Genomic DNA, 12,348 nt, shown 5'->3' with positions numbered 1-12,348 from the left:
TATCGAGTTAGACCTCAGACAGCCAAAGGGCCGTATTTCAAGGAAGGCTCCACAAACACTGGCGTGCCCGCTTCAAAGCCTCCGGCCTATCCTACACATCGGATGACCAAGATCAATGCTAAGCTGTAGTAAAGGTTCACGGGGTCTTTTCGTCCCATCGCGGGTAATCGGCATCTTCACCGATACTACAATTTCACTGAGCTCATGGTTGAGACAGCGTCCAGATCATTACACCATTCGTGCAGGTCGGAACTTACCCGACAAGGAATTTCGCTACCTTAGGACCGTTATAGTTACGGCCGCCGTTTACTGGGGCTTCAATTCAAACCTTCGGCGTAAGCCTAAGCTCTCCTCTTAACCTTCCAGCACCGGGCAGGTGTCAGACTGTATACGTCATCTTTCGAGTTTGCACAGCCCTGTGTTTTTGTTAAACAGTTGCCTGGACCGATTCTCTGCGCCTCATATAGTTAAATATGAGGACCCCTTATCCCGAAGTTACGGGGTCAATTTGCCTAGTTCCTTAACCATGAATCTCTCAACGCCTTAGTATATTCTACCCGACTACGTGTGTCCGTTTGCGGTACGGGTTGCGTAAACATTAAGTTTAGCGGATTTTCTTGGAAGTATGATTACCTGTGCTATCAGCTCCCTCCGAAGAGGATGCTGTACTATTAGTCATCAGCTCAAGGTGCGGATTTGCCTACACCTATCAATACCTAAAACTTTTAACGCCCATTTCCGTCAGGGCGCGACAGTGTCACGACTCCGTCTCCACATCACTGAATACGCAAGTCACGGAATATTAACCGTGTCTGCCATCGCTATCGCCATTCGGCTGAAACTTAGGACCCGACTAACCCCAGGCTGATTGGCATCGCCTGGGAAACCTTAGTCTTACGGCGAGGAGGAATCTCACCTCCTTTATCGTTACTTATACCTACATTTGCTTTTCCATACGCTCCAGGATAATTTACATACACCATTCAACGCATATGGAATGCTCCCCTACCGATACTTTTTATATACAATACTATCCCGCATCTTCGGTATCTGACTTATACCCGATTATTATCCATGCCCGGACCCTCGACTAGTGAGCTGTTACGCACTCTTTGAATGAATGGCTGCTTCCAAGCCAACATCCTAGCTGTCACGGGGACCAGACTTCGTTAGACTAACTTAGTACAGAATTTGGGGACCTTAGATGGCGGTCAGGATTCTTCTCCTCTCGGGGACGGACCTTAGCACCCGCCCCCTTACTGCGCAACTACTGTCCATAAGCATTCGGAGTTCGTCAGGTCTCGATAGGCGGTGAAGCCCTCTTGACCTATCGGTCGCTCTACCTCTTATGGAGAACATTGCACGCGGCACCTAAATGCCTTTCGGGGAGTACGAGCTATCTCCAAGTTTGATTGGCCTTTCACTCCTACACTCAACTCATCGGGAAGCTTTTCAACGCTTATCCGTGCGGTCCTCCATTCCGTGTTACCGGAACTTCAACCTGGTCAAGTGTAGATCACTTGGTTTCGCGTCTACCCCATCTGACTAAACGCCCTATTCAGGCTCGCTTTCACTACGGCTCGGAGAATGAAACTCTTAACCTTGCCAGACATGGTAACTCGTAGGTTCATTATGCAAAAGGCACGCCGTCACATTAAAATAATGCTCCGACCGCTTGTAGGCGAATGGTTTCAGGAACTATTTCACTCTCCTAATAGGAGTGCTTTTCACCTTTCCCTCACGGTACTAATTCACTATCGGTCTCATGGGAGTATTTAGCCTTACCGGATGGTCCCGGCAGATTCGCGCAGAATTACACGTGTTCCGCGTTACTCAGGATACCACTAAGTCTTATTAAGCTTCGGATACGGGTCTATCACCCACTATGGAATGTCTTTCCAAACATTTCTCCTCACTCGCTAAGTACCACAACGTGGTCCTACAACCCCAAAGACGCATTGCTACGTCTGTGGTTTGGGCTCTTCCCCGGTCGCTCGCCACTACTGGGGGAATCATTAAATTATTTTCTCTTCCTACAGGTACTAAGATGTTTCAGTTCCCTGCGTTAGCCTTCATAAATAAATTATGAATAACATACCTTCAATATGTTAGGTTGTCCCATTCGGAAATCCTCGGATCAAAAGTTATTTGCACTTACCCGAAGCTTATCGCAGCTTATCACGTCCTTCATCGCCTCCATGAGCCAAGGCATCCGCCATTCGCCCTTAATTACTTTCTATTCGCCATTGATACATCAGCATTGCTACCGATGCATAATGATGCTCATACTTTCAGCTGTATTTCGAAATCATATTAAATAAGACTTCTTAAAAAAAAGCTTATCACGTCCTTCATCGCCTCCATGAGCCAAGGCATCCGCCATTCGCCCTTAATTACTTTCTATTCGCCATTGATACATCAGCATTGCTACCGATGCATAATGATGCTCATACTTTCAGCTGTATTTCGAAATCATATTAAATAAGACTTCTTAAAAAAAAAGAAATCTTGAACTTTGTAGTTTTACTTTACAGTTTTTGCTTGTGTCAATATGTCAAAGAACTCTGCGTGAGTATTGGATTTATGAAAACCCTCATCAGCTAAGTGAAGATGTAGGACTTGAACCTAAAGCTGTGAGCCTTAAACTCTATCTTCTTTATTATATAGAAACAGAATTATGAGTACAAGAAGAGAAACAAACAAATTCAATATCAAATAATGAAATCATAAAATGTTCATACTCTTAGCAATACCTCAAGGATAAACGTTACTCCAGAAAGGAGGTGTTCCAGCCGCACCTTCCGGTACGGCTACCTTGTTACGACTTAGCCCCAATTACCAGTTTTGCCCTAGGTCGCTCCTTGCGGTTACGAACTTCAGGCACCCCCGGCTTTCATGGCTTGACGGGCGGTGTGTACAAGGCCCGGGAACGTATTCACCGCGCCATGGCTGATGCGCGATTACTAGCGAATCCAGCTTCGTGAGGTCGGGTTGCAGACCTCAGTCCGAACTGGGACCGGCTTTAAAGATTAGATCGTACTTACGCACAACCAACATTCTGTACCGGCCATTGTAACACGTGTGTAGCCCCGGACGTAAGGGCCGTGCTGATTTGACGTCATCCCCACCTTCCTCACACCTTACGGTGGCAGTATCCCTAGAGTGCCCAGCATTACCTGATGGCAACTAAGAAAAGGGGTTGCGCTCGTTATGGCACTTAAGCCGACACCTCACGGCACGAGCTGACGACAACCATGCAGCACCTTCACCAGCGTCCCGAAGGACCTCAACATCTCTGTATCGTGCGCTGGCAATTCAAGCCCGGGTAAGGTTCCTCGCGTATCATCGAATTAAACCACATGTTCCTCCGCTTGTGCGGGCCCCCGTCAATTCCTTTGAGTTTCACCGTTGCCGGCGTACTCCCCAGGTGGGATGCTTAATGCTTTCGCTTAGCCGCTAACACCAGGTGCTAACAGCGGGCATCCATCGTTTACTGTGCGGACTACCAGGGTATCTAATCCTGTTCGATACCCGCACCTTCGAGCTTAAGCGTCAGTTACACTCCCGTAAGCTGCCTTCGCAATCGGAGTTCTTCATAATATCTAAGCATTTCACCGCTACACCATGAATTCCGCCTACGTTGTGTGCACTCAAGTCTTCCAGTTCGCGCTGCAATTCAGATGTTGAGCATCTACATTTCACAACACGCTTAAAAAACCGCCTACACTCCCTTTAAACCCAATAAATCCGGATAACGCCTGGACCTTCCGTATTACCGCGGCTGCTGGCACGGAATTAGCCGGTCCTTATTCGAAGGGTACATGCAAAACATTACACGTAATGTCAGTTATTCCCCAACAAAAGCAGTTTACAACCCATAGGGCCGTCATCCTGCACGCTACTTGGCTGGTTCAGACTCTCGTCCATTGACCAATATTCCTCACTGCTGCCTCCCGTAGGAGTTTGGACCGTGTCTCAGTTCCAATGTGGGGGACCTTCCTCTCAGAACCCCTACTGATCGAAGCCTTGGTGAGCCGTTACCTCACCAACAAGCTAATCAGACGCATCCCCATCCAATACCGATAAATCTTTCATCCTCGTCAGATGCCATCAAAGGATTATATTGGGTATTAGTCCGTCTTTCAACGGGTTATCCCCAAGTAAAGGGCAGGTTGGATACGCGATACTCACCCGTGCGCCGGTCGACGTCCATAAAAAGCAAGCTTTCTATGCCGTTTCCCCTCGACTTGCATGTGTTAAGCCTATAGCTAGCGTTCATCCTGAGCCAGGATCAAACTCTCCATTGTAAAATGTATTTTATATCACTCTATCCTTAAAAAGAAAAAAGCGATAAGTTGAATCTGTTCAGAACGAATATCCTAAATTCGAAGTATCAAGTTTAAACACCTATTAATTTCAAAATGAAGTCACAAAGCAACTTCAGAATTGAACGGTTCGTTTCTTTTACCCATCTACTAAAAATTAATTCAGTAGACGCTTCTTGTACTACTATTTTCTGTCTATGTAAATCTATTCAAAGAACTCTTTCTTTTAGAGCATAATCTCTTATCCGAGTTTCGCTCGGCTTATTCGTTTAATCAATGTTGTATTGTATTATCGGAAAAGCGAGTGCAAAGTTAAGGCTTTTTCTAATACCCTCCAAATATTTTTCAAAGTTTTTTCAAAAAAAGTTTATTCCTTCGCCATTTTTTCAAAACCTATTGTAAGTTTTATCATTTAATTTACATTTATCAAAAAGATTTACACAGTGGTTTTACACCTATTTGTCATAAATTTTATGTATATTTGTAGCAGACAATAAATTTCAAAGAAAAATGCACCATAAAAAAGATATTATAACCATCGGAGCTCACGAGTGTACTTTTTATGTTCCTACACTAAAAAGCGAGCACTCCCCTTTTATTCTCATTCAACCTGTAGATACGCACGACTTAGAAGCGTTAGACAAAGAGATTGCTTATATGGAAAGCCACTCTGATGCAAACTTTATTTTAGTAGCTTTCCGCATAATGAAGTGGAACGACGAACTCACCCCTTGGGCAGCCCCACCCGTCTTTGGCAAAAGACCATTTAATGGAGATGCGCCTTCTACCTTATTATATATAAAGAGCGAACTCGCACCTTATCTCACTGCCAACTATACAATGCCCAACCAGCACTCCCTTATAATTATAGGTGGTTATTCGTTAGCGGGACTATTTACTTTATGGACAGCCTATCAAACCGACTATTTTTCTGGAGTGGTAGCAGCTTCTCCCTCCGTGTGGTATCCCAATTGGTTAAAATATGCCGAAACACACAATATGAAAATTAAAACAATATATTTAAGCATTGGCGACAAAGAGTCACACACCAAAACAGAAATAATGAAGAATGTAGATAATGATATAAGAAAGCTATCTGATATATTGAAAACAAAGGGCACAACCACCACATTAGAATGGAACATTGGCAATCATTTTCAAGATAGTGGCGAGCGAACTGCTAAAGGATTTCTTTGGGTTATGGAAAAACTATCACGTTTCTAAGCAAAATCCCCTGAAGGAGAAATCTCTTTCAGGGAAAAATAATTAGAAAACCTTATTTAATCCAAATCGGTCGTTAGACTTCTTCGAGATTTGCGAGCTTATTTTGAGCTATTTTTGGTTATTTTGAAGACGTTTAGCGAGCTAAACAACCGAAAAAACAAACGATAAGAGCCAAAATAAGGTGCAAAGACGAAGAAAAGCATAACATCTAAACGCTTTAAAAAGCCTTTGCGGGCTAATGATCGATTTGGGTTAAATTTTTATGAAATACGTTTTGTTATCTTTTGGCTTCTTTTTATATAAAACAGGCTGCGCCTCAACAATTCAAACAAGTTTGATTGCATTCGGCTTGCTCTGTTTTTGGTTCAAAATGTAAGTTCGTTCAGTCGTGTAGCTCGCTACACTTCTTCACGCTCTTGCATTTTGACCTCAAAAATAAGCTCAAAATCTAACAAAGCTAATTTATAGAACCAGCCTTAAGATAGTCCCATCACTTTTCTATTTACGCTCTAACATTTTATAGCTTATCATAAAGAATTTCTGCCTTTCTATGTTTCAGCCCTTAAAGATGTTATCCAAGAACTCCTCCATTGTTCCGTTTTTCGCGGCAGGCAAGGAATCCGCCATACGCAGATGATGTTCCTCTGCGGCAATGTGTATAGTATCGTCAAAGCCGAGGATGTAGCGCAGGGCAATACGATAGATACACTCCGTGGGTGCCAACCCATACACCTGATGGTTGAAGATATGGCGCAGACGTGTCTCTGAATCAGGAAAGGCTTTGCGTAGTCCTTCGCTATTATAAAGACGTTTCACTATCTCCGTGATGTACTGTCCCGACTTCATATAGAGGTCGGCAAAAGTCTTGCTGGGATCGTCAAAGCACCCTGGATTTTCCTGTTCCAGCAGATCCACCATTTGTTTCACCACCCATTTTGGTGTAAATATCTGATTGGTTTTCTGCGGGGGAATGTAATTGAAGATGTCTTCCTTTACCTCAGGGTCAAAATAGTTGGCCAAGCGCTTACGCAATGTCATGAACTCACGCACAGAATCATTGAACACCACCTCGTCGAAGAAATGGCCTGGGCTGTGTTCTGTTTTGCCTGTCTCTTCGTTGGTATAGTCTCCACCATCACGCAACAAATGGAACTGCTCCTTGGTGATACTGGTCACTTCCAGGAACACCTCGTCGGGCACATGGCTGTCAAAGTTCTGCAAGGTTGTTTCCTCGTTGCCATAGCCCATCAGGAACGAGGGAATGGTGCGTGAGAAGCCGCGCAGATGATCGCGAATCAGCTCGTCCGTATTACCTTTCTTTTTGTCAATGCGCTGTTGTTCATAAGTGTCAGCAATAATTTCAGAACCTTTATCCAACAAGTCTTTCGCCTGGTCTTGGATGGTCTTGGTCAAATTATCATCAATGGCTTTTTTATCAGCCTCTGCCTTATTTTTGATGTCTTTTTGCTGTTGGGTCGTCTTGCCTTGGCAATCCAATTCACACTGGCGATCTATCTTCTTCTTGTCGATGGATGCCTGATGGCAATGGGTGCCAACTTGCTCATTGACAGCTTTCTTGATGCGGACGAACGCTATGCCTTGATTGCGTTTCGTCAGTTTTTCCTCCTGTGCTTCTTCCGCTCCCTTATCGGCAGCAGGGAATAAAACGGATTTAAGGAGACTGTTCACGTTGTCGATCATTTGTTCCTCGACACTCTTGCCTAAGCGCTCTTTGGCCTGACTGTATTTTTGTATGCTCTCTGCTATGAAACCATCCAGTTCCTCTTTAGGCGCTTCATAGATTTTATCACCAAACAGCTTCTCTTTCACTGCCGCAACTTTTGCAGGATCGGGTTGTGCATTGCCTTCCTCGTCCATATCGTGCGAAAGCTCCTCCACCTCGTTGGCATCTACCTCGCTGTTCTTAGGTGTCTTTACGGGGGTGAATTGATTGATGATGTTGATGATGCCCGAAGAACAATTGTAAATGCTGGAGATATTGGCAAAGAGGAAATTGCTCATAAAACCACTACGTACCACCTCCTTGGAGCGTATCTTCCTCGGAATAAGCATCACTTGTTCAGCATCAAGCGGTATCATTTCGCCGTCTTCGTCTTCGCCAATAACAGGGAAGAAATTCAGAAGCTCCCGTATATGTTGCTTGCGCGTGTCGCTGTCGCCACCTCCCGAAGCCGTATCTGCTGAAAGTCCATTCGCCATTTCCTCATAATTGGTCAGGGTTCTTGCCGGGTCGAAATCGAAGACATAAGCGTTCTCTTTACGATGATACACCCCATTGGTATCTACATACAAATAAGGAGTCTGCGCCCGGAAAGCAGCCTGCATATATTGGGCAGGACTTTTCATATTGCTCAATATCAATACCGCTGTCCATTCAGGGATGGTTACGCCCGTTGTGAGCTGCCCCACCGAAAGGGTAATAGTTCCCTGTGGATGCTCAGCGATAGCTTTGCGCACACGGTTGAGCGAATTCTCGTCCTCTATCACTTCGTCGTTGTCGGTCTTTCCGTCTCCAGCTGCGACGACAATCTCGATATCGGCAAATTCCGGGTGACGCTGGGTGTCTCTCAGTTTCTCCGCTAATTTCTTAGCAGAGTCCACTCGGTTGAGCAACCAGAAAGTATGGCGCAGTTCTTGTCGCAATTCTGGTGTGGAGAAAGGATAACGCTGTTGACGGCTCAATGCGTCAATCCACTTGTCTACTGCTTCTTCGTGAACAAAGCGCCCACGTTCAACTCTGAAAAACTCGTTCAGGTCAAAAGCGTATGCCTCGGTGTTTCCGTCTATTTCCACACCCTCACGTACCTTTTCCGTCACAATATCGCTCATGCGATAGGTGTACATATTGAGCCGCGGCATCTCGGCATAGGGGTTGGTGCCCAGGCTTTCGTCCCAAGATGCCTTTGCCTTGCACTCGTCAGCGTATGTCCAGTTGAAAATGGCATCCTGTGGAAACTTCTCATTGGCCAATGCCTTGAATGGTGTACCGCTGAGGTGAAGGGTATGCTTGCGCTTGATTTGGTCGAAAGCAACATCTGTTTTATAGGTATCTACCCCTTCATGGGCTTCGTCGATGACCAGCAAGTCCCAGTTGAGCTGGGCTACTTCTCCCAGCTTATCGTGGTTTCCACCGAAATAGATAGAGCCTTTCAGGTCTTGCAGACTTACGAACTCTATACAGTTCCTCACCCTGTCTGGCTGCTTGATATATTCCAAATATTGCTGGCGCGTGAGACAAGGCGCATCCTTACGTTCAAGGAGGGCAGACACACGGCTGACGAAAAGATAGCGTTCGTGCCCCACGAACTTCAAGTAGTCGGAATACCATGAATCGGCAATGGCAGGACGGTTAGTAACAACAAGCACATTCTTAAACTTCATGCGCAGGCACAGATCATAGACTGCCAGTGTCTTACCAAACCGAGGCTTAGCATTCCAAAGGTATTCGGTCTCTGGGCGGTTGGTAAAGCTGTCCACCGTCTTACGCACCGCTTCTCCTTGACTGTCGTCTCGTAACTGATACCGCTGAGTAGCCTTGCCTTTTACCACGCCATGGTTGGTGCGGAAGTCATAAAAGTGATGGCGCGACTCATCAGTGCCTATCTTGAACCATTCCGTCTTGGGCTCCTGTTCATATCCCAGCTTGTTCAGATAGGAATGGAAGGCCTTGTCCAGAAAACTCTGGTTAGAGCCTTCATACACCGCATTGCCATACCATTCTAATACCCAGGCAATATTCGCCGTGTGGCATTGCTGCTTAATACGGACTTTCACATCTTGTAGTTCCGTATAGCCTATTTTTACCCATCCATTATGGCGAGCTATCTCTGGCGTGGTGTAGGCATAAATCTGTGGCAGAGCCACGCGAGAGGTTTGTATATTCGGTGTTTTCATCAGTCCATCTCCTTTACATGATTTTCAATAAAGTTGCGCTCCTCCTCGTTCAGCCCATATTTCTTGTAAAGCTGAAGGTCTATCTCGTGAACACTCTTTGACCAATCTATGTCGGAAGAAGAAGTGAAATCTTGCAGAGGAACGTACTTCCAAGTTGGTTTGGCATTATTCTGTGTAACCTTTAGAATGGAAAGCATTGCTCTTGCAAATTTTGTCTTCACATAAGCTAATATTGCTTTTGCTTCTATCTCATTTGTTTCACCGATAGAAATAAATGTCTCTGTAAATCCAATTTGGGGGCCAAGAATTACTGGGTTGGTTATTACTTCTCCAAAGGTACCACTTCCGTTTGCTTTGGGTACAACCACCTTGTATTTGTTAATGTTTTCTGTTGGTTTAACGTATTTCTCTTTGAACCATTTAAATACTCTTCCTTCAGTACCTAGTCCATAGATTCTGACATATTTGTCATTATCATAGGGCTCTTCATTCTTAAAAAGTTCAGGCATTCTCTCAAATGAACTTGGAGCTATACGTGCATCTGCAGTACGTTGCAATATATCAGGGTGTTCTGAATATGCACTTTGAGAATATCTATACAGACCACGGTTTGTTATAATTGAAGATAAATCATCGTTTGAGATTTTTCTTACTTTCTTGAAAATAGACACAATTTCAGAATATTGTGAAAATAAAATAATTGGTTCATATTTGCGATTAGCATCATAGTAAGAAATTGCCACACCACCCTTTATGTCGGTATTAGAAAATACTTGTGCACTTTGTTGAAAATAGTGAAGTACCTTAAAGTGTTCGCTTTTCAGCATCTTATTATTCCATGCACCCGGTGTGCCCCCTGCATTAAATAGGAATCTAGCAGGTGTAATTAACTCTGCCTTATCTGAAACCGCTAATGTACTATCATAAAAGTAATGATATAAAGGCGTATCACTTTCATTAGCACCATTAGACTCTTGTTGATACGGTGGATTCCCAATAACGAAATCGAATTTCATAGGCCATTTTGTTTTATGATGAGTTTTATAGTTTTTGGTAATAAAGTCGAGGTAAAGGCAGTCGAAGTGGTCGGGCATATCGCAGCTGGATGGCAACCAGCGTCGCAGCAGGCAACGCAAACCATTATGAAGTAAAATGTCGTTCTTGTGGCAACCAAGACAGGGGGTTACGGTTGTGGTCTGCTCTCCGAAGAGGTTGCTCTCTGTATGGCGGTCGTCATAGCAAGAACAGGGCACCACAGCTTTCAGCCCATCCATTTGCCAAACGTTCCACGACACTATCTCTGCCGCCTTGAGCAGCGTTGAGCTATCCGCCCTTGTGCCAAATCGCTGCTCGTGATACTCATTGAAGGTGGCAAGCAAGGCTTCGCGCGCCAGCAGCAGGTTGTCGCCCTGCCACTCATAGCCATACACGCTGCCCAGCGCCAAAAGTGCCCAATGCGTCCACTCGCCGTCTGGGCAGTTGTCGTTCACCTTACGCAGCTTCCTGTCCAGCGCGCCAAACCGTTCTGCCATAGGGATAGGTTCGCCCGAGACAGTATCATAACGAGCGGTGAGGAACGGAGCTTCTCCACAGGTTATCTCCAATACGGTGGCAAGCGCATAGCCCTGCCACGCGTCTTTACCCTCCTCCTTTTCCTCATAAATGGCTGTCCATTCCTTGTCCATCACGTCGGTCATCTTTCTCACCACCCACGACGGCGTAAACACCTCCGCCATTTGGCGCGAGCGGCGCAGCTGTTCGTCGCGGCTCTTTAGGGCGCGCGGCATAATGACATGACCATGCTTTCCCGTTATGGATTCCACGGTTATGCTGTTATGCCATTCATAGCCTTGGCCGTAGTTGGCATAGCAGTCCGTTGCCCAAAAAATATTCTTTCGGGTGGTATGGTCGATGAGGAGTACTTCAAGCAGTCCCGGTTCATCTTGCAGTAATTTATTTTCGTGTATATCTATAATCTCGGACATATATTAAACGAAAGTTCCTCGCAAATTTATAAAAAATTTTGGAAAAATAGAGCTACTTCCTTGAGAAATACCTTTCTTTATGTGAGTTTTCTTCAAATGGTCTCTGGAGAAGTTTATAATTCTTACCCGTTGGCGGAATTAATTTAGTGTGTATTTAACCCCAATCGGTCGTTAGACCAATCAGACCTGTCGGACCAGTCGGACCTGTCAGACTTGTCGGACCTGTCGGACTTGTCGGACTTGTCGGACTGGTCCGACTGGGCTGACTGGGCTAACGACCGATTGGGGTTAAATGTCATTCAGCAACATTACAGATACAAAGTTTTTTCTCTGAAAGGTCACCTAAAGTTCAATACAAGACAAATAAAAAGGAGCTACATTGCTGTAACTCCTTGCTTTTCAATGTGGACCAGCCTGGGCTTGAACCAGGGACCTCCAGATTATGAGTCTGTTGCTCTAACCAACTGAGCTACAAGTCCTGAATTTATAATTCGGCTGCAAAGGTAATCAATAAAATGGAAAAACAAGCAGAGATAAGGAATATTTTTAGGCGTTTTAACACATTTTGCGGTTAAGAGGGGTGATATACGAGGGGTTTAGTGTAACTTTGCAATGAGAAATAACGGTCTCGCCCTTTCTCTGTAGAGAAGGAGGAGGCTAATTCGTTGATGGTTCGCAGTCCTTTTCAAGTTAGCGATAAAGAGACACATAGTCTTAGCATTGTGACGGATGCGGTTAGAGCGTTCGCAGTCCTTTTCAAGTAAACGAGGGAGAGCTTGTCAAAGTTTTTACTCTTACATCTTTGCAGAAACAGTTCGCAGGTTTTTCAGATGCCAAGCTGTTAAGGGGGTTTATCTTAAGAGGACAAAAAAGTTAGAAAAAGATTTGTTGTTTTAGTC

At 44.9% G+C, this 12,348-nt stretch carries 4 protein-coding genes, 1 tRNA gene, 2 rRNA genes and 1 other annotated feature; of the genes, 1 reads left to right on the top strand and 6 read right to left on the bottom strand.

Annotation, left to right across the window (positions count from 1 at the left end):
• Window positions 1–10: 10 nt before the first annotated feature.
• Window positions 11–114 (bottom strand) — a sequence feature (23S ribosomal RNA rRNA prediction is too short).
• Window positions 115–188: 74 nt separating this feature from the next.
• Window positions 189–2,225 (bottom strand): 23S ribosomal RNA (locus tag CZ367_RS11925).
• A gap of 551 nt (window positions 2,226–2,776) precedes the next feature.
• Window positions 2,777–4,307 (bottom strand): 16S ribosomal RNA (locus CZ367_RS11920).
• Together the 16S and 23S rRNA genes form the textbook arrangement of a ribosomal RNA operon.
• Before the next feature lie 528 nt (window positions 4,308–4,835).
• Here CZ367_RS11920 and CZ367_RS11915 point away from each other — a divergent pair.
• Window positions 4,836–5,549, top strand: a complete 714-nt coding sequence (locus CZ367_RS11915; protein WP_077197057.1) for an alpha/beta hydrolase-fold protein — start codon at window positions 4,836–4,838, stop codon at window positions 5,547–5,549.
• A 555-nt stretch (window positions 5,550–6,104) separates the two neighbouring features.
• On the opposite strand, the gene CZ367_RS11910 is transcribed toward CZ367_RS11915, so the two are convergent.
• The 4 genes from CZ367_RS11910 to CZ367_RS11900 form a co-directional block, all read right to left on the bottom strand.
• Window positions 6,105–9,464 (bottom strand): DEAD/DEAH box helicase family protein, encoded by a 3,360-nt coding sequence (locus tag CZ367_RS11910; protein ID WP_077197056.1) that lies wholly within the window; start codon window positions 9,462–9,464, stop codon window positions 6,105–6,107.
• Window positions 9,464–11,449: an Eco57I restriction-modification methylase domain-containing protein gene (locus CZ367_RS11905; protein WP_077197055.1), complete on the bottom strand. Its 1,986-nt coding sequence runs from the start codon at window positions 11,447–11,449 to the stop codon at window positions 9,464–9,466. The genes CZ367_RS11910 and CZ367_RS11905 overlap by 1 nt, the downstream gene beginning before the upstream one ends.
• Before the next feature lie 143 nt (window positions 11,450–11,592).
• Window positions 11,593–11,748, bottom strand: a complete 156-nt coding sequence (locus CZ367_RS15980; protein ID WP_154669336.1) for a hypothetical protein — start codon at window positions 11,746–11,748, stop codon at window positions 11,593–11,595.
• 106 nt (window positions 11,749–11,854) lie between these two features.
• A tRNA-Ile gene (locus CZ367_RS11900) sits at window positions 11,855–11,928 on the bottom strand.
• Window positions 11,929–12,348: the final 420 nt, after the last annotated feature.

It is taken from the genome of Prevotella ihumii, from assembly GCF_900155655.1.
Lineage (GTDB): Bacteria > Bacteroidota > Bacteroidia > Bacteroidales > Bacteroidaceae > Prevotella > Prevotella ihumii.
This window is presented reverse-complemented; position numbering and strand designations above follow the sequence as displayed.

Coding starts and splice junctions, on each gene's coding strand:
- CZ367_RS11915 (WP_077197057.1), top strand. CDS start 4,836: ATGCACCATAAAAAAGATATTATAACCATCGGAGCTCACGAGTGTACT.
- CZ367_RS11910 (WP_077197056.1), bottom strand. CDS start 9,464: ATGAAAACACCGAATATACAAACCTCTCGCGTGGCTCTGCCACAGATT.
- CZ367_RS11905 (WP_077197055.1), bottom strand. CDS start 11,449: ATGTCCGAGATTATAGATATACACGAAAATAAATTACTGCAAGATGAA.
- CZ367_RS15980 (WP_154669336.1), bottom strand. CDS start 11,748: ATGACATTTAACCCCAATCGGTCGTTAGCCCAGTCAGCCCAGTCGGAC.